We start from the raw sequence: 18,724 nt of genomic DNA on the forward strand, positions 1-18,724 counted from the left end.
TCAGGAGGAACCGGCCGGGCTTCCTGGCGGGCCACGGGCAGGTTCGCGAGGGGAACGATGTCAGCGAGGGGCTCGCGGACACCGCATCTCTAGAAGATTTCGAAAGCGCGCGAAACGGCGATGTCGCCTGCGCCGAATGCAGCGGCGTCAGGCCGCGCAGTCGAGCCGCGAGATCACGGCGCGCGCCTCGGCGGCTGCAAGCGTCAGGGCGTCCAGCGCGTCCTCGCGCGGCGCCTCGCCGGCCTGGCCGAGCTGCTGCTCGATCCGGTCGGCAGCCTCCGCCACCTGCCAGGCGCCGACCGCGCGGGCAGCCCCTTTCAGGGTATGGGCGGCGTCGCGGCGAGCGTTGGCATCACCGGCATGGATGGCGCGCAAGTGGCGGGCGCATTGCTGGGCGAACAGCGTCAGCAGCTCGCGCTCCAGCTCGGCATCGCCACCGGTCTGGCGGGACAGATGCACGAGATCGATGGCAGTCTGGGGCATGGGGAACTCGGTTTTCTCTCAAGCTGCGGAACGCATGCAGCCTTCTGACCCCTGATGAAGCGCCGTTATGGTGAATGAGGCGTTAACGACGTTTGTGAATCAGACGCTCAAACGGGTTTCAATCACTGCTTGCCTCAACTACCCTTCGAGACAGTAAACGATGGGCGTCGTGTCGCTTGAGGGATCCGGCTGGAGGCTGCCGGCTCCCGCTCTGCGGCGGACATCTCCGCCCGTCGCAAGTAGCGTAGCGAGGCGGCATTCATGACCCGGCAAAACAAGCTCCAGGATCCGACCGAAGCAGCGATGTCGGCGATCGAGGAGGCGCTGAGGCTCGATCCGTCGAAGAGCGAGGGCGAGCCCCCCTCCGAGCCGCGGTTGCCGTCGACTGCGGAAAACGAGCTCAAGATCGAGCTTCCGCGCGTCGAAAGCGCACCGGCCAGCGCCGAGACCGCGCCCGAGCCGCTTCCCGCCCCATCCCGTCCCGCGATCGCCCCGGATACCAGCCGCGTCGCCAATGACGACCGCCGGGATTCGTCCTCGCTCGTCCAGGCCTTCGCCGTGCGCCCCTCCGGCAGGCCCTATTGGCTCGCGGCCCTGGCCACCCTCGTCTGGGCAGGCGGGGTCGGCTTCACACTGGTCAGCCGCTACGGCTCGTTCACCGACGGTCTGCCGGCCGGCATGGCTGCCTGGGGCCCGGGACAATGGGCGCTGCTGGCGCTCGGCGCCGGCACGCCGGTGGTATTCTTCTTCGTGCTGGCGGCGCTCTATCGCCGGACCCAGGAGATGCGGCTGGTCTCGCGCGCGATGACCGAGGTCGCGCTGCGCCTGGCCGAGCCGGAGGTGGTGGCGACGGATTCCGTGCTGTCGCTCAGCCAGACCATCCGCCGCGAGGTCGCCGCCATGGGCGACGGCATCGAGCGTGCCGTCGCTCGCGCCGGCGAACTCGAGACCATCGTGCGCGGCGAGATCGCGACGCTCGAACGCGCCTATGCCGACAACGAGATCCGGCTGCGCTCGCTGATCGACGAGCTGGTGACCCAGCGCGAATCCGTCGTCGGCAACGCCGAACGCGTGAAATTCGCGATCAGCGGCGCGCATGAGAGCATCACCAAGGATCTGGAGACCGCCAGCCGCTCGATCTCCGAGGCGGTGGCCGAGGCCGGCGAGCGTGTCACCTCGCGCCTGACCGACAAGGGCGACCAGATCACCCTGGCGCTCGGCCATGCCGGCGAGCGCATGGTCGACGAGATCAGCGGCCGCGGCAACGATCTCGTGGAGCGCCTGCAATCGACCTCGCACGATGTCAGCGAGCGCATGACGAATGCGAGCCAGTCGGTGACGGCCGTGCTCGACAACCGCGCCCAGGAGATCGCGGGCTCGCTGGAGCGCACCGGCGCCGTGCTCACCGAGGGCCTGACCGCCGGCGCCCGCGACGTCACCCGCGCCATCAGCGAGACCGGCGCCCAAGTCGTCGAGTCGCTGGCGAGCCGGGCCGAGACCGTCAATGAGACGCTGCGCAGCACCGGCGACAACCTCGCCCAGGAGATCACGCAGCGCGGCGCCACCGTCGCCGAGCGCTTCGAGCAGAGCGGCCGCACGCTGGTCGACCTCTTCGACACCCAAAGCAACAGCCTGACCCTGCGCCTGACCGAGACCGGCGAGTCGCTGCGCAGTTCGATCAGCAGCGAGGGCGAGAGCGTCACCACCCGCCTCGCCGAGGTCGGCCGCGGCGTGCACATGCTGCTCGGCAAGCAGAACGAACTCGTCGTCAACCGCATCCAGGAGGCCGGCGACACCGTCCACGGCCTGATCGCCAGCCAGGGCGAGACGCTGGTCGAGAAGCTCGAGGGCACCGTCCAGACCGTCGACAACCTGCTGCGCGAGAAGACCGATTCGATCACCCTGCGCTTCGACGAGGCCGGTAAGGGCCTGCACAGCCTGATCGGCGAGCGCGGCGAGGAGCTGACCGCGCGGATCTCCGCCGTCGGCGCGACCGTGCACAGCCTGTTCTCCGAGGAGGCCAGCAGCCTCGTCACCCGCCTCTCCGATCTCGGCCATGAGGTGCGCAGCACGATCGGCGAGCAGGGCGACCATCTGGTCGGCCGTCTCTCCGAGACCGGGCAGCGCCTGCAGGAGGCGATCGGCGAGCGTGGCGACGGACTGGTGCTGCGCATGGCCGAGATCGGCCAGAGCGTCGAGCACGCGATCGGCGAGCGCGCCGATACCATCGTCGCACGCGTGGCCGATGCCGGCCGCAGCGTCGAGACCGTGATCGGCGAGCGCGGCGATAGCCTCGTCGCCAGGCTGTCCGACAGCACCGAAGAGATTCATCGCACGCTCGGCGACCGCGCCGAGGGTATCGTCGCCCGCGTCGCCCATGCCGGTCGCGACGTCGAAGCAGCGATCGGCGAGCGCGGCGACGGGCTCATCGCCCGGCTGTCGGAAGTCGCGCGCGAGGTCCACGCCACCATCGGCGAGCGCGGCGACAACCTGGTCGCGCGCCTGTCGGATGTCGGCACCGAGGTCCACACCGCGATCGGCGACCAGCGCGAGACGCTGGTGACGCAGCTCACCGATGCCGGCGCCAGCGTGCGCAACCTGCTCATCGCCGAGGGCGAGGCGCTCAGCGGCCGCGTGATCGCGACCGGCCAGGACATGCAGGAGCTGCTCTCCGGCCAGAGCCAGGCGCTCGTCACCCGCGTCGCCGATGTCGGCCGCTCGGTCCATGGCCTGCTGGCGGAGCGCGGCAATGCGCTGATCGACCGCCTGGCCGAAGCCAGCGGGACCGCGCATCAGCGGCTCGATGAGACCGGCGAGGCGCTCGCCGCCAAGATCCTGGCCGCCAGCGAGACCGCGAAATCCGTCATCGACGACCAGCACACCGGCTTCATCGCCCGCCTCGGCCAGGCTGGCGACGAGGTCGGCGCCCTGCTCGGCACCCAGCGAGACGCGGTCATCGCCGGTCTCACTGCGACCGGTCGCGAGGTCCACGGTCTTATCGGCGAGCAGAGCCAGGCTTTGGCCACGCGCCTCGACGATGCGACCAAGGCCCTCTCTGACGCCATCAATGTCGACGGCCGCGAGATCGCCGACCGCGTCTCCGAAGCTGCGAACGCATTGCGCGGCACCTTCACCACCGAGGCCGAGCGCGCCAGCAGCCTGCTCGCCGCGACCGGCAAGGACGTGGTGGTCGCGCTCACCCAGCAGGGTGGCCGCGTCAACCAGGCCCTCGCCGCCAATGCCGAGTCGCTGCTGCGCTCGGTCGATGCCCGCTCGCAGGCGCTCAACGAGTCGCTCGCCAGCAAGCACGACGCGCTGAACCGCCTGTTTGACGTCCAGGGCCGCGATATCGAAACCTCGATCGGCGCCCGCCTCGGTGCCTTCGAGGAGATCATCGTCACCCGTGGTGGCACGCTGGCCGCCAAGCTCGGCAACGACGCCCGCTCCTTCACCGATTCGGTGACGCTGCGCCTCGGCCAGGTCGAGAAGCTGCTCGGCGAGGAAGGCCAGGCGCTGGCCGAGCGGATCGGCGAGCGCTCGCAGCACGCCGCCGAGACCATGATGGCCCGCACACAGGAAGCGGCCGCCGCCATGGAGACTCAGATCAAGATTTTCGAGGAGCGTTCCAGCGCCAAGAGCGCCGAGATCGCGACCTCGCTCGACGGGCTCATCGACCGTATCGACGGCAATCTCGGTTCGCGCGCTACGGCGCTCAACGAGGCGCTGGTCGAACGCACGGTCGACATCGCCCGCGTCATGGCCGAGGGCGGGCGCGAGGTCACCCGTGCGCTCACCGCCAAGGCCGACGAGATCGGCGAGATCGTCACCAGCAAGAGCGAGGCGCTCACGCAGACGCTCGCCGAGAAGGCCGACAGCATCAATGCGACGCTGGGCGGGCGCGCCTTGCAGATCGCCGACACGCTCGACCAGAGCGTGGCGCGGTTCGAAGAGCGCGTCGTCAACCGGCTCGACACCGTCTCCGGCACGCTCGACGCGCGCGGCAGCCAGATCGCCCAAACCCTGCAGGGCACGGCCGATTCGATCGCCGGCTCGCTCGGCGACCGTACCGAGGAGCTGCGCGCCCTGTTCGAGGGCAAGGGCGCCGGCCTGATCACCCTGCTCGACGAGCGCGGCAACCAGATCGTCGAGACGCTGCAAGGCACTGCGGATTCGGTCGCCGGCTCGCTCAGCGCCCGCACCGACGAGCTGCGCGCCCTGTTCGAGGACAAGGGCTCCGGCCTGGTCGGCCTGCTCGATCAGCAGGGCAACCAGATCGCCCGGACGCTGCAGGAGAAGTCGGACGGAATCGCGGCCGCGTTGTCGGAGCGCTCCGAGGAATTGCGCGCCGTGTTCGACGAGCGCGGCGGCGGCATCCTCAATGCGCTCGGCCATCGCGGCAGCCAGATCGCCCAGATCCTGCAGGAGCGGTCGGACGGCATCGCCACCGCCCTCTCCGGCCGCACGGAGGAGCTGCGCGCCCTGTTCGACGAGCGCGGCGGCGATATGCTGAACACGCTCGACCAGCATAGCCGCCATCTGGCGCGTACGCTGGCGGAGCAATCCGAAGGGATGAACTCCACGCTGACCGCGCGCACCGAGGAAATCCGCGCGCTGTTCGACGAGCGCGGCAATGGCGTGATCGATGCGCTCGGCCAGAAGGGCGCCACCCTCGCCAGCCAGTTCGCCAGCATCGGCGACGCCCTGGTCAAGAACATCGAAAGCCGCGGCGGTTCCGTGGTCGCCGGCCTGCGCGAGCGCGGCACCGAGATCAGCCAGGCGCTCGACCTCGCCTCGGGCGCGCTGCGCGAGACGATCGAGAGCGGCACCAACCAGTCGGTCGAAGCGCTGCTCAAGACCAATGAGCAGCTGCGCAGCGAACTCGGCAGCATGCTGGGCCGCCTCGGCGAGGCCAACAAGCTGATGCAGCAGATCGTCACCGGCGCGAACAAGAACCTCGCAGCGGTCGAAGGCAGCCTGTCGGGCCGTGTCGAGGAGTTGCAGAACGTGCTCTCGACGGTGGTGCAGGAGACCAACCGCACCTCGGACCAAGTCGCGAGCCAGATCACCGCGCTGAAGGGTTACTCGGAAGGCACGCTGCGCGACACCGTGGCGCTGATCTCCCGCATCGACGAGCAGGGCTCGGCGATGACCGAGACCTCGCAGGCCAATGCAGCGGCGCTCAACGCCGTCGCCCAGCGGCTGGAGCAGGTCGAGGCGCGCGTCGGCAATGTCCTCGCCGACCGCAAGGAGTCGCTGGAGCACCTGCACGGGCTGATCGCCACGCGCACCGACGACATCGAGCAGATCACCCGCTCCTTCTCGTCGCTCCTCGATGAATCGCTCAGCAATGCCGAGACGCGTACCCGCCAGCTCAGCACCGTGCTCAGCGACGCCGCGGAATCGACCAGCAGCGCCATCGCCCAGCAGTTCGACTCGATCCGCGCCGCCAGCGGCCGCGAGCGCGAGGCAACCGCACAGGCGCTGCGGGCTGCCTATGAGGAGGTGGTGAACGAGGTCTCCGGCGAGCTCGGCAAGGTCACGGAGCGCTTCCAGAGCGCCGCCGAGGACATGCGCTCGATGTCGGCGGAAATCCATCGCGAGCTCGAGACGACCCGCACCGAACTCAAGAAGGGCGTGCTCGAGCTCCCGCGCGAGACACAGGAGTCGACCGCCGCCATGCGCCGCGTCGTCGCCGACCAGATCAAGGCGCTCAACGAGCTGACCGAGATCGTCTCGCGCTCGGGCCGCAGCAGCGACGTCGCACGCCCGCAGGGCGAGCGGCGGGCGGTTGCCTACCAGCAGCCCACGCCGGCCGTCACCACCTCGTCCGTCGCGGTGCAAAGTGCACCGGTGCTGACCGAGCCGCTGCGCGCCTCGATCGACCCGACGCCGGAGCCGGCGCGCCCCGAGCCGAAGACCCAGGCGCGCTCTGCCCCGGCTCCCGAGCCGGTGCGGCCCGAGGTCCAGCGCGCCGAGCCCGCTCCGGCCAAATCGGGCTGGCTCTCGGACCTGCTCAGCCGTGCCTCGCGCGACGATCGGGCGCCGGAAGCCGCCAAGCCGACGGCGCACAGCATCGAGAAACTCGATTCGCTGTCGGTCGATATCGCCCGGATGATCGACCATGACGCGGCGGTCGAGCTCTGGGAGCGCTACAAGCGCGGCGAGCGAAACGTCTTCACCCGCCGGCTCTACACGCTGCAGGGCCAGCAGACCTTCGACGAGATCCGGCGCAAATACCGTCGCGACATCGAGTTCAAGCAGACGGTCGACCGCTATATCGAGGAGTTCGAGCGCCTGCTCGGCGAAGCTGCCAAGGACGACCGCGACTCGATGGTGGCGAAGACCTACCTGACCTCGGAAACCGGCAAGGTCTATACCATGCTGGCCCATGCCAGCGGCCGGTTCGAGTAAGAGCCAGCACTCCCGCTCATATCAAAAGAGGCCGCTCGAAAGAGTGGCCTCTTTTTTGTTTTCGTCTGCTCAAGCTCGAGACGCTAGCCATCTCTCCGCTTGCCCGAGCATGCTCCGAAGCTCGTCTTCGGCTTCGGAGCGTTGCGGTGTTTTGTCGATACCTCGCAGAACGAAGAGGGCTTCTTGCAGCGCCATCACATCCTCTTCGGCAGGTCCGATGTAGCCGAATGGCAGCTCGTGTTGAGCGTAGCTGACCCAATTTGACACGAGGTCCACGAAGGCGGTGCGTGCGCCTTGATGCTTCGGATCGAGCGCAATTGCCTTCCGGAAGCACTCCATCGGCGTCTCTCCGACAGCGGCCGTGGCGATCCCGAAACTGTATGTTCCAAGCAAAAAATGAGCGGTCGCCGAAACCGGATCAGCCTGAAGCCACTCCTTGAGCGTTGGCAGAATCAGCCGCATCACGAGCGGCTCCGGACAGCATAGGTGTGGGTCCGAGAATGCCTTGCGATGCTCCGTCAATGCCAGAACGAAAGCTCGCCGGTCGATGGATGCCAGCTCAGTCGCTCCGTCGAGGAAATCTGCAAGCGCGCGCATCGCCTCTTTCCGGAGGCCCTTCGCTCGGAGGTGGCAATATCGCGACAAACACGCGACATCTGCCGCATTGGCCATTTCCGCAAGCGCATCCAGATCGTGATTGCTGGGCATTTCCTTCGCCCGATCGTAGATGCCACCGTCTGCTAGAGGCCAATCTTGCCTTATCAGCGCGCCCAGCGGGCGATCTGGATCAGCACCTGCGACAGGGCCTGGTCGAGGGCCTGCGCCGCCGCTGCCCCTTCGGCGCCCGCCGGCACGCGTGCCGAGAACAGCTTGGCACGCTGGACCTTGCCGGTGCGATCGCCGATCAGCTTGGCGGTGATCTCGACCACGGCCTGGCCGCTGGCGGCGTCGATATTGAAGGCGCGGATGTCGGTGTTGAGCTGGAAATCGGGCACGATGCGTTCGCCCGGCCGGCCGACGGCGGCGATGCGGCTGCCGTTCTCGAAGGTCTGGATCAGGCGGGTCTGGACCAGATTGGGCACCCGGTCGGCCCATTGCGCCCCGCCGAGGAAGGAGAGCGCGCCGCTCGAATCCTTGACGATCAGCCGATCGGAATCGAGTGCCTGCACTGTCGTCGGCTGCGCGACGATCAGCACGCCGCCGCCCCCGCCGATGCGGCCGAAATCGCGCGGTGCGGAGAGATCATAGGTGGTCGGCGCCGCCCCGCCGCCGCAGCCCGCCAGCAGCAACGAGCCTGCCAACGCCACGGACAGGGCGCGCAGACGACCACGAAACAGCGGGGGCAGAATCGGCATGGTCATATCGAGCTAGCGCGATCCGCTGTATTGGGGAAGCGGCGCGCGGCCGCCGAAGATGAACTGCTGGGGATTGCGCTCGACATTGCGCAGCACGCGGTTGAGATCCCCGAGCGTACGCTTGCCATCGGAGGCGAGTGTCTCGAGGTCGCGCAGGCCCGGGCCGGTGAAGCGGTTGATGCCGGTGGTGATCTCGGCGGTGCGCTTGTCGAGATTGTCGGCCAGCGCCCGAATCGACTTCGCGGCACTGGCGACCTCGGCGAAAGCGCCCTGCCCGTCCTGCGTGTTCAGGAAGGATTGCGCCGCCTTGAGCACGCCCTCGACCTGATCGGCGGCACGGTTGAGCTTGTCGGTGATCGAGGCGACGTCCTTCACCGCCTTGGAAACCTCGCTGCTGGACCCACCCAGCGCCGCGGTGAACTTGTCGACATTCTCGATGATGCCGGTGATCTTGGCGCGATCGACCGAACGCACGACCCCGGTCAGCTCCTCGCTCAGCGTGCCGAGCTTCTGCGAGAGCGGCGCGATCGTATCGGCGATCTGGCCGAAGCTCGACATCAGCTTGTCGATGTTGCCGGAGTTGTCGCCGAGCGCCTGCGAGAACTTCTCGACATTGCGGACGGTGTTGGTGATCGAGCCGGAGTTGGTCTTGATCAGCCCATCGAGGTTGCCGAGCACCTCGTCGGCCTTCTTGGCGACGTTGCGGACCGATTCGATGATGTCCTGAAATTCGGAACGCTCGGCGACGATGGTCGGCAGTGGTTCGCCTGGCTTGGCCTGCAGCACGGCGGCGTCGGGTTCGCCGCCGATCAGCTGCAATGCAACGACGCCGGCGAGCCCCTGCGCCTCGATGCGAGCGCGGGTATCGATCCGCAGCGGCGTCGTATTGTCGACCTCGATCACACCGAAGATGCGGCGCGGGTCATCCGGCTGCAAACCGATCTGCTTGACCTCGCCGACGCGCAGGCCGTTGAAGAGCACGCTGGAGCCGCGCCCCAGGCCGGTCACGGTGCCGGTGAAGATCACCCGGACATCCTGCTTGCGGCCGCCGCCGCCACTGCCGAACCAGTAAACGAAGCCGAACATCGCCGCGATCACGGCGAGGGTGAATAGGCCTACCAGGGCGTAGTTCGCACGTGATTCCATCGCGAGCGTCCGTCACGTCCTCGTTTGATCGGCCGGCAGCCGGGCACGCGCGCGCTCGCCGCCGAAATACGCCTTGAGCCAGGGATGATCGGAAGCCAGCATGGTGGCGAGCGGACCGACCGCGATGACACGCTTGTCCGCCAAGGCGGCAATCCTGTCGCAAGCTACATAGAGACTGTCGAGGTCATGGGTTACCATGAACACCGTCAGGCCCAAAGTCTGCTTCAGCGTCATGATCAGTTCGTCGAACTCGGCGGCGCCGATCGGGTCGAGGCCCGAGGTCGGCTCATCGAGGAAGACGATCTCGGGATCGAGCGCCAAGGCCCGGGCGAGCGCCGCGCGCTTGATCATGCCGCCGGAGAGCTCCGAGGGCACCTTGTCGGCTGCATCGGGCTTCAGGCCCACCATCTCGACCTTGAGCATGGCGAGTTCTTCGAGCAGGCGCGGCGAAAGCTTGAGATATTCCCGCATCGGCACCTGGATGTTCTGCTTGACGGTCAGCGCCGAGAACAGCGCGCCCTGCTGGAACATCACCCCGAAACGGCGTTCGAGCCGGCGCCGCCCGCCCGGATCGAGCTTGTCGACATTCTCGCCGAAGACCTCGATCGTGCCGCGCTGCTTGCGCACGAGGCCGAGGATGGTGCGCGTCAGCACCGACTTGCCCTGGCCGGAGCCGCCGACGAAGCCGAGGATCTCGCCGCGCATCACGTCGAGATCCAGCCCGTCCATGATCACCTTGTCGCCGAAGGCGACCTTGAGATCACGGACGCGAATCACCGCCTCGGGCTCAGGCCCGGCCGCACCCTGGGGGCCGCGCGGACCAGTCTGAGAGGGCCTGTCGAGCATCACTCCGCCCCTCACATCCGGATCGAGGCGAAGAACATCGCAAACAGCCCGTCGACCACGATGACCATGAAGATCGCCTTCACCACCGACGCCGTCACCTGATGCCCGAGCGATTCGGCCGAACCCTTGACCGCCAGACCCTCGATCGAGGCGATCAGGCCGATCACGAACGCCATGAACGGGGCTTTGATGAGGCCGACGGCGAAATGCTGCCAGGTGATCACGGATTTCAGGCGCTCGAGATAGGTGTCGAGGCCGATGCCGCCATAGAGCCAGCTCACCAGACCGGCACCGACGAGACCGGACATGGCCGAGATGAAAGTCAGGATCGGCAGCGCGATGATCAGCGCCAGGATGCGCGGCACCACCAGCACCTCGATCGGGTCGAGCCCCATCACCCGCAGCGCATCGATCTCCTCGCGCATCTTCATCGAGCCGATCTCGGCCGTGAAGGCGGAACCCGAGCGGCCGGCGACCATGATCGAGGTCAGGAGCACCGAGAGCTCGCGAAGGACGAGGATACCGGTCAGGTTGACGACGAAGGCGGTGGCCCCAAAGCGCTGGAGCTGGAAGATGCCCTGCTGCGCCACGATACAGCCGACCAGGAACGAGATCAGGACGATGATCGGCGCGCCGTTGAAGGCGATCAGCTCGACCTGATTGACCAGAGACGGCCCACGGAACCGCCGCGGGCCGAACAGGGCGCCGACGCAACCTGCCATCACCTCGCCGAGGAAGACGGCGCCGCCGGCAAGGTCGCGGCCGAAGCGGGTGACGCCCTGGCCGATATCGACGAGGACGGTGACCAGCCCGATCGGGTGCACCGGCGGATGATAATCGGTGACGTCGCGCTCGACCTCGGCGAGAAGCACCTCGTGCTCGGGGCGGCGGCTGGTCAGCTCGACCGAAGCCCCCTTCGCCTCGCCTTCCTGCTTGACCTGCCCGAGCAGATAGGCGCCGAGCGTATCGAGGCGCTCGATCGCCGACAGATCGAGTCGGGCCTGGCGCACGCTGCCGATGCGCTCGACCAGCTCGCTGGTCAGGGCCTCGAGACGCGGCGCTCGTCCCACGCTCCAGCGCCCGGCCAGCGCCACGACGAGAACGCCGCCATCATCGCGATAGACCGCCTGCGGCTCAGCGTCGTCGACGACAGCCATGACGGATTGCCCGCTCCCACACTCAGATTCGGCCCCCACGGCCTGTATCGCCGCGCGCCCGAAGGATGGCAAGCGCCGCCAGAGCCAGGCCCAACAGCGCGACCGGCACCATGGCGAGAAACACGCCCGGCCCGAACAGACGATAGAGATAGCCGGAGGAAATTGTGGTGAGCCCCATCGCCAGTGCGCCGGCAGCAACGAGGCGGCCCTGCGCTGCCGCACGCCGGGCCTCCGGAGCGAGCGCCGACAGCGCCGCCAGCGAGCCGAGGTGGGCACAGCCGAAAGTGGCGCCGTGCAGGAGCTGCAGCAGGAAGGTAAAGGCGAGATCGGGATCAGCACTCATCATCCCGAAGCGCAGCGCCGCCGCCACCGCCGCGAGCGCGATCCAGCGCAGTCCGGCGAGGCCTCGTGCCGCGATGCTGCCGGCGACGAGGAAGACTACGATCTCGGCAAGGACCGCGACCGCCCAGAGCCAGCCGATCGCCTGGTCGCTGAAGCCGAGGCTGCGCCAATGCAGCGAACCGAAGGCATAGAGGGCCGCATGGGTGGCGTTGACACAGGCCGCCGCGCCGACCGCGAGCCAGAAAGGCAGTTTGAAACCGGCAGGAGATGTGCCCTGCCGGATCGTCGGCGAGCCTCCGCCCGGCGGCGAGGGCGCCTGCAGGGCGGCGAGCGCCGCGAGCGAGCTGCTGCCGGCGAGGACGAACGGGATCAGCCAGGCACCGTACCGCGCGATCAGGTACCCGCCGGCAAGGTTCGAGAGCACGAAGGTCACCGATCCCCAGAGCCTGACGCGGCCATAATCCTTCAGCGCCCCGGCTTTGACCTGCTCGGTGGTCAGGACATCGGCGAGCGGCACCACGCCCGACAACGCGATCGCGCTCAGCGCGGTCAGCACCGCGATCGGGATGAGCTGCGCCTGCTGCGCCAGAGCGAAATAGATGATTGCCGCCAGCGCGTTGAGCAGCGCCAGCAGGATGTTCGGGCGCAACCGGTCACCGAGGCCGGTCACGGATGAAGCGACGAAGACGCGGACCAGGATCGGGATCGCCAGGACGTAGCCGATGTCGACATCGCTGAGCCCCTTGGAGCCGAGCCAGACCGGGAAGAACGGCAGATAGAAGCCGACACCGAGGAAATTCAGCGCGTGCATGAGCGACAGGCGCACAGCCAGCAGGCGCGATAATCCGGACCGGAGAGGCGGTGACATGCCCGTGGCAGCGATTTCTTAAAGAATCATCAGCAAGTTCGCAGGGGGCATCTTCGGCCGGCGAAACGCGATTCGGCCAGCCCATGGAGAGCAGCCTGGCCATGAGCGACGCGCGTTCGCTATCACCGCTGAGCGCGGCCGACTATGACGCGATTGCCGCCGCCGTGATGGAAACGGGGCGCGGTCGCTGGTTCCTGGCCGAGTATGCGAGGCGCAACCGGCAGGCCGACACCGAGATGGTGCTGTCGGCCATCGCCCGTCTCGAGCGCCTTTGCACCGTTCCCATGGCGGCGACGGAGCTTGCCCCGGACCTCTCGGAAACGGCGCGGGCAATCGCCGAACTGCGCGACGACCTCGACCGCGCTGGAGTCAGCGGCAGTTCCTCGCGCCTGTCGGCCCGCATTCAGGAGACTGCATCCGGCATCCTGGAGTCGGCGGAAGCGATCCAGGAAATCGCCTGGACGCTGCGCGAGTCGGGATCTGAGCCGGACCTTTGCGACCGGCTCGACCGACGCGCGACCGAGATCTACGGCGCGACCACGGTGATCGAGGCGGGCGCCAATCAGATCGAAAAGGTCGCCGACACCATCGCCATGCTCGATGCGAGCCTGCGGGCAGCCGTAGACGATACCGGCTTCGCCCTGGTCGACGCGCCGCCGCAAGTCCCCGCCGCACCGACGGAGGCCCGCAACCCGCTCGCCCCGAGAGCAGCGACCGATCCCGGCGACATCGATGTGGTCGAGGCAGGCACGCAGCAGCGCGCGCCCCTGAACGAGGCCGGCCTGCGGCTGCCAGCGCAGCCCTATCGCCGACGCAGCAGCATCCAGGCCGCCGAGGACGATATCGCGTTCACCGATGTCGGGGCAGCGGCCGAGACGATCTCCATCCCGGCGCCAGCCAGCTCGGCCCGTATCGAATTCAGCTATTCGGAAGCTGATCTGCGGGCGATCGGCTCGCTGCCGGTCGAAGACCGGCTGCGCTTCTTCGGCTAGGTCCTCTCCGCGCTCAGTTCTCGCGCTTCAGCGCACTCTCGTGCCAGCGCCGCAGCAGCAGATGCGAGATCAGGCTGGTCGCCAGGAAGATGGCGATGCCCGAGAGCGAGATCATCAGCAGCGCGGCGAAGACGCGCGGGATCTTGAGCTGATAGCCGGCCTCGAGGATGCGGTAGGCTAATCCCGATTCCGAACCACCCGTCCCTGCCACGAACTCGGCGACGACGGCGCCGATCAGCGCGAGCCCGCCCGAGATCTTCAGCCCCGCCAGGAAATAGGGCAGCGCCGCCGGCAGCTTGAGATAGCGCAGCATCTGCCAGCGCGTCGCGCCATGCAGCTGGAAGAAGTTGATCAGGTTGTGGTCGGCCGAATTCAGCCCGAGGATGGTGTTCGACAGGATCGGGAAGAAGGCGACGATCCAGGCGCAGATCAGCAGTGACAGGTTGATGTCACCGGCCCAGATGATGATCAGCGGCGCGATCGCGACGATCGGTGTCACCTGCAGGATCACCGCATAGGGCAAGAGCGCCATCTCCAGCCATTTCGACTGGGTGAACAGCACGGCGAGCGCGACGCCGACGATCACGGCTGCCGCCAGCGCCATGAAGGTGATGCGCAGGGTGATCCAGAGCGACGCCGAGAGCGTGCCCCAGTCGGCGATCAGGGTCTGGCCGACCAGAAGCGGCCCGGGCAGCACATAGGACGGCACCTCGTTCCAGCGCACGGCGAACTCCCAGAGCCCGAGCACCAGGATGCCGACCGCGATCGGCGCGAGGATGCGTGGCCAGAAGCTGACCGGCAGGCCGAGGATGGTCGGCTCGGCAACGGTGAGCGGGCGGGCTTCTGCATCGGTGCCGTCATGCGGCACCGCAGTTGCAGGGGACGAGGAGTTCATGCGCCGATCGCCTCCTTGAGCTTGCCGGAGGCGAGCCGGCAGAGATGGGCGTATTCGGGCGAGGTTCGGAACAGTTCGTCGCGCGGATAGGGCGCGGAGACGTCGAGATCGGCCATGACGCGGCCGGGCCGTGCCGCCATCACCACGATGCGCTGCGAGAGATAAACGGATTCGAAGACCGAATGGGTGACGAAGACGGCGGTGAAGCGCTCGCGCCACCAGAGATTCAGCAGGTCGTCGTTGAGGCGGTGGCGGGTGATCTCGTCGAGCGCGGCGAAGGGTTCGTCCATCAACAGAATCTTCGGCCGCATCACCAGAGCGCGCGCGATCGAGACCCGCATCTTCATGCCGCCCGAAAGCTCGCGCGGATAGGACTTCTCGAAACCCTTGAGCCCGACCAGCGCCAGCATCTCGGCGGCGCGCTCCTGCGCCTCCCGCTTCGGCACGTGCTTCAGCACCAGCGGCAGCATGACGTTGGAGAGGGCATTGGCCCAGGGCATCAACGTCGGATCCTGGAAGACGAAGCCAAGATCGCGTTCCGTCTTGTCCCCGCCTGCGCCCGGCCAGTCGATCGTGCCGGAAGACGGGCTACCCAGCCCGGCGACCATGCGCAGCAGGGTCGACTTGCCGCAGCCGGAGGGGCCGAGCAGGCTGACGAATTCGCCGGTGCCGAGGTCGAGATCGACGTCGCGCACGGCGATCGTGCCGTTGGCGAACTGCTTGGAGACCCGCCGGATCGAGACCAGCGGCTCGGCGCCAGTCTGACGTACGGCATGGGGTGTGCTCAGATAGGCTGTGTCCAAAGGCCTGATGATCCAGTTTGCCGTCTATAAGTGGGTGTCATCCCGGGCGACCGAAGGGAGACCCGGGATCCATGCCTGAACCGTTCCGGCATGGATCCAGGATCAGCGCCGCTGACGCGGCTTGTCCGGGATGACCCGCTACCTTCTCAGGGCTTGCCGACGCCCTTGTTGATGAACTCGAGGCTGTAAGCCTTCTTCACGTCGACCCCGGCAGGGATGACGCCGGCCTCGGTCATGGTCTTGGCGAAGCTCGCCCAGCGCGCATCCGTCATGGCGCCGATACCGAGCGTCTTCGCATCGCCCGAGGCGACGATGCCGTTCTCGTTCATCACCTTGAGGGCGTAGTCGATCTTCTCCTGATCCATGTCGGGATTGTCCTTCAGGATCCGGGCATTGGCGGCGGCGATGTTGGCGCCGCCCTTCATGTACTCGGCCCAGCCCTCGGCCGTCGCGTCGACGAAGCGCTGCACGACCTCCTTCTTCTCCTGCGCCATCTTGCGGGAGATGGTGATCGTCGTGTTGTAGTTCTCGAAGCCGGCATCGGCGAGGAGATGCACGACCGGCTCGACGCCGGCCTTGCGGATGACGAAGGGCTCGGAGGACAAAAAGCCCTGCTGCGTTAGCTTCTTGTCGGCCAGGAACGGCGCCATGTTGAAGGTGTAGGGCCGGATCTGCTCGTCGCGATAGCCAAATTTCAGCTTCAGGAACGGCCAGAAGCCGACGCGGGCCTGCGCCGCGATCAGGATCGGCTTGTCCTTGAGGGCGGCGAGCGAGTCGTTGCCCTGGCCGGGATGCGAGATCAGGACCTGCGGGTCCTTCTGGAAGATCGAGGCGATGCAGAGGAAGGGCAGGTTCTCCTGCGCGAAGCTCAGCGCCTCCAGCGAATTACCCATGATCATGTCGACCCGGCCGCCGAGCAGGAGCTGGGTCGGATTCTGCTGCGGGCCGCCGGGGCGGATGTCGACGTCGAGGCCGTACTTCTTGTAGATGCCGTTCGCGGCGGCGAGATAAAAGCCGCCATGCTCGGTCTGGGCGCGCCAGTTGGTCTGGTAGCTGACCTTGTCGAGGGTCTGCGCGTTGACGCGCGCGCCGGGCACCGGGATCAGCACCGAGGCGGCCGAGCCGCCGAGCAGGCCGAGCGCCGCGCGCCGGTCGAGGCGATATTTCATCGTCATGGCAGAACCCCCTCCATCATGTCGCAAACCTGTCGCCAGGCTGCGCGATATCGCGCCCGGCAAGCAGCTTGTATGCCACGGCCCATGGGCCGCTGGAAATGGGTCGCCGCCGGCTTTCGCACAGACAGGCTTTGCCGACGAGGCTCCAGCCCGCATGGCAAGCGCGTGCCATCCGCCCTTCCCTCGTCATCTCCGGCCACTATGCTGCGTGATCCTGCCGCCTTGAGGCAGCAGGCGCGAATCGCGGGCCCGGCCCGCAGCCTGACCGACGAGATCTCAAGACGATGACCGCACGCTTCTGGGGCGACCTGAAGACCACCGACTTCGCCGGGCTTTCGCCCGAAGCGACCATCGCCGTGCTGCCACTGGCCGCGATCGAGCAGCACGGACCGCACCTGCCGGTCTCGGTCGACACCACCGTGATGAACGCGATGCTGGCGCTGGCGATGCCGCAGGTGCCGGCCGGGCTCGACGTGCTGGTGCTGCCGACGCAGGCGGTCTGCAAGTCGAACGAGCACCTGCATTCGCCGGGCACGCTGACGATCTCCTGGGAAAGCGCGATCCGCAGCTGGATCGAGATCGGCGAGAGCGTGAAGCGCGCCGGCCTGCGCAAGCTCGTGCTCGTCACCTCCCATGGCGGCAATGTCGACCCGATGAAGGTTGTGGCGCGCGAACTGCGCGTCAGCCACGGTATGTTCGCGGTCTCGACCTCCTGGAGCAATTTCGGCCTGCCGCTGGAGCTCTATGGCGAGATGGACGCCAGACATGGCATCCATGCCGGCGACATCGAGACCTCGCTGATGCTGCATTTCCGGCCCGATCTGGTCGACATGAGCCAGGCCGGCCGCTTCGTGCCGCGCACGGTCGAGATGGCCGACGAGAGCTATAAATGGCTGCGGCCGACCGGCGCGCATCCCTTCGCCTGGATGGCGCAGGACGTGCACCCGTCCGGCGCGGCCGGCGATGCCAGCCTCGCCACCGCCGAAAAGGGCAAGGCGACGGCCGAGTTCCAGGCTAGTGGCTTCGTCGAATTGCTGGCGGATGTGGCGCGGTTTCCGCTGGCGAAGCTGCACAAGGCGAGCTGACTCGCGTCAATCCGGATCGAGCAATCTCGGCCCGGCGCCCTGCTTGCCTAGCTCGTCCCAGGGATTGTGCAGCGGGCAGCTCCTCACCGAAAGGCAGCCGCAGCCGATGCAGTCGGTGAGATGATCGCGCAGGCGCGTCAGCCGGTCGATGCGGTGCTCCAGCTCTTCCTTCCAGGCGGCCGAGAGTCGGCTCCAGTCCTCCGCCGTCGGCGTGCGCTCCTGCGGCAGCGCCTTGAAAGCCTCGCGGATGGTCTTCAGGGGAATGCCGGTGCGCTGCGCGACCTTGATGATCGCGACGCGGCGCAGCACCTCGCGCGGATAACGGCGCTGGTTGCCCGCGTTGCGGCGGCTGCGGATCAGCCCTTCGGCCTCGTAGAAGTGCAGCGCTGAGACCGCGATGCCGCTGCGGCTTGCCACTTGGCCGACACTGAGATCGTCGGCGAAGGGATTGCGGGCGGGGTGCTTCATGGCGCTTGACCTTAACCTTACTTGAGGTCTTATAGAGATCGCTCCGCTGCACCGCCAGCCCTCCGGAGCCTTCCCATGCATCGCCCGCTCATCCCCCAGATCAAGGTCGCCGTGATCTATGGCAGCACCCGCCAGGGCCGCCTCTGCACCAAGGTCGCTGGCTGGACGATCGCGCAGATCGAGGGCGATGGCCCGTTCTCGGTCGAAAGCGTCGACCCCGGCGCGCATGACCTCGCCGAGCAGACCGAACGGCTCGGCCGGGCCGATGCCTTCATCGTGGTCACGCCCGAATACAATCGCAGCTTCCCCGCTCCGCTGAAGGCGCTGATCGACGGAACCGGCGCACAATGGCGCGGCAAGCCGGTCGCCTTCGTCTCCTATGGCGGCATCTCGGGCGGCTTGCGCGCCGTCGAGCAACTGCGCCTCGTCTTCGCCGAATTGCACGCGGCGACGATCCGCGACGGGGTCTGCTTCGCCAATGCCTGGGACCAGTTCGACGAGACGGGCCGGCTACGGGACGCCGACCGGGCCGAACGGGCGATGGCGACCATGCTCGGACAGCTCCACTGGTGGGCGAGCGCGCTCAGGACGGCGCGAAACACCGTGCCTTACGGCCAGTTTGCGGCTTGAGTGGCACCCGGCTCGACACGAGATCGGCAACTCGTCGGCAGAGATGTTCTCGTGTCAGGAGCCTGTCG

At 67.5% G+C, this 18,724-nt stretch carries 15 protein-coding genes; 4 read left to right on the forward strand and 11 right to left on the reverse strand.

Annotated features, from left to right (window positions below):
- Positions 1 to 147: 147 nt before the first annotated feature.
- Positions 148 to 483, reverse strand: a complete 336-nt coding sequence (locus tag ACWIGM_RS11285) for an Hpt domain-containing protein (protein ID WP_454026029.1) — start codon at positions 481 to 483, stop codon at positions 148 to 150.
- A gap of 261 nt (positions 484 to 744) precedes the next feature.
- Here ACWIGM_RS11285 and ACWIGM_RS11290 point away from each other — a divergent pair, with 261 nt between their 5' ends.
- Positions 745 to 6,894: an apolipoprotein A-IV repeat region-like domain-containing protein gene (locus ACWIGM_RS11290; protein ID WP_454026030.1), complete on the forward strand. Its 6,150-nt coding sequence runs from the start codon at positions 745 to 747 to the stop codon at positions 6,892 to 6,894.
- A 69-nt stretch (positions 6,895 to 6,963) separates the two neighbouring features.
- Here the strand turns inward: ACWIGM_RS11290 and ACWIGM_RS11295 are convergent, their stop codons facing one another.
- The 6 genes from ACWIGM_RS11295 to ACWIGM_RS11320 all read right to left on the reverse strand — a co-directional run bounded on the left by ACWIGM_RS11295 (position 6,964) and on the right by ACWIGM_RS11320 (position 12,608).
- A complete protein-coding gene (locus ACWIGM_RS11295) occupies positions 6,964 to 7,602 on the reverse strand; it encodes a hypothetical protein (RefSeq protein ID WP_454026031.1) in 639 nt (212 codons plus the stop codon).
- A gap of 53 nt (positions 7,603 to 7,655) precedes the next feature.
- A complete protein-coding gene (locus ACWIGM_RS11300; protein WP_454026032.1) occupies positions 7,656 to 8,249 on the reverse strand; it encodes an ABC-type transport auxiliary lipoprotein family protein in 594 nt (197 codons plus the stop codon).
- Between the two features lie 12 nt (positions 8,250 to 8,261).
- Positions 8,262 to 9,395: an MlaD family protein gene (locus ACWIGM_RS11305; RefSeq protein WP_454026033.1), complete on the reverse strand. Its 1,134-nt coding sequence runs from the start codon at positions 9,393 to 9,395 to the stop codon at positions 8,262 to 8,264.
- A gap of 12 nt (positions 9,396 to 9,407) precedes the next feature.
- Positions 9,408 to 10,124, reverse strand: a complete 717-nt coding sequence (locus tag ACWIGM_RS11310; protein WP_454026979.1) for an ABC transporter ATP-binding protein — start codon at positions 10,122 to 10,124, stop codon at positions 9,408 to 9,410.
- Positions 10,125 to 10,252: 128 nt separating this feature from the next.
- Positions 10,253 to 11,398 (reverse strand): MlaE family lipid ABC transporter permease subunit, encoded by a 1,146-nt coding sequence (locus ACWIGM_RS11315; protein WP_454026034.1) that lies wholly within the window; start codon positions 11,396 to 11,398, stop codon positions 10,253 to 10,255.
- Between the two features lie 22 nt (positions 11,399 to 11,420).
- On the reverse strand, positions 11,421 to 12,608 hold the full coding sequence (locus ACWIGM_RS11320) for an MFS transporter (RefSeq protein WP_454026035.1): 1,188 nt from the start codon (positions 12,606 to 12,608) through the stop codon (positions 11,421 to 11,423).
- Between the two features lie 101 nt (positions 12,609 to 12,709).
- Here ACWIGM_RS11320 and ACWIGM_RS11325 point away from each other — a divergent pair, with 101 nt between their 5' ends.
- Positions 12,710 to 13,600: a hypothetical protein gene (locus ACWIGM_RS11325; RefSeq protein WP_454026036.1), complete on the forward strand. Its 891-nt coding sequence runs from the start codon at positions 12,710 to 12,712 to the stop codon at positions 13,598 to 13,600.
- 13 nt (positions 13,601 to 13,613) lie between these two features.
- On the opposite strand, the gene ACWIGM_RS11330 is transcribed toward ACWIGM_RS11325, so the two are convergent.
- The 3 genes from ACWIGM_RS11330 to ACWIGM_RS11340 all read right to left on the reverse strand — a co-directional run bounded on the left by ACWIGM_RS11330 (position 13,614) and on the right by ACWIGM_RS11340 (position 16,473).
- Positions 13,614 to 14,495 carry an ABC transporter permease gene (locus tag ACWIGM_RS11330; protein WP_454026037.1) on the reverse strand — a complete coding sequence of 294 codons (882 nt, stop codon included), beginning with the start codon at positions 14,493 to 14,495 and terminating at the stop codon, positions 13,614 to 13,616.
- The gene (locus ACWIGM_RS11335) at positions 14,492 to 15,298 is read right to left on the reverse strand and encodes an ABC transporter ATP-binding protein (protein WP_454026038.1); all 807 of its coding nucleotides are present in this window, start codon (positions 15,296 to 15,298) and stop codon (positions 14,492 to 14,494) included. The genes ACWIGM_RS11330 and ACWIGM_RS11335 overlap by 4 nt, the downstream gene beginning before the upstream one ends.
- 146 nt (positions 15,299 to 15,444) lie before the next feature.
- A complete protein-coding gene (locus ACWIGM_RS11340; protein WP_454026039.1) occupies positions 15,445 to 16,473 on the reverse strand; it encodes an ABC transporter substrate-binding protein in 1,029 nt (342 codons plus the stop codon).
- 284 nt (positions 16,474 to 16,757) lie between these two features.
- Between ACWIGM_RS11340 and ACWIGM_RS11345 the strand changes: the two genes are divergently transcribed.
- Positions 16,758 to 17,558, forward strand: coding sequence for a creatininase family protein (locus tag ACWIGM_RS11345; protein WP_454026040.1), 801 nt, complete (start codon positions 16,758 to 16,760; stop codon positions 17,556 to 17,558).
- A gap of 6 nt (positions 17,559 to 17,564) precedes the next feature.
- Here the strand turns inward: ACWIGM_RS11345 and soxR are convergent, their stop codons facing one another.
- Entirely contained in the window at positions 17,565 to 18,026 is a 462-nt protein-coding gene (gene soxR, locus ACWIGM_RS11350) for a redox-sensitive transcriptional activator SoxR (RefSeq protein ID WP_427364382.1), read from the reverse strand.
- Between the two features lie 75 nt (positions 18,027 to 18,101).
- Between soxR and ACWIGM_RS11355 the strand changes: the two genes are divergently transcribed.
- Positions 18,102 to 18,656, forward strand: a complete 555-nt coding sequence (locus tag ACWIGM_RS11355; protein ID WP_454026041.1) for an NADPH-dependent FMN reductase — start codon at positions 18,102 to 18,104, stop codon at positions 18,654 to 18,656.
- Positions 18,657 to 18,724: the final 68 nt, after the last annotated feature.

It is taken from the genome of Allobosea sp. NPDC055332 (assembly GCF_053645455.1).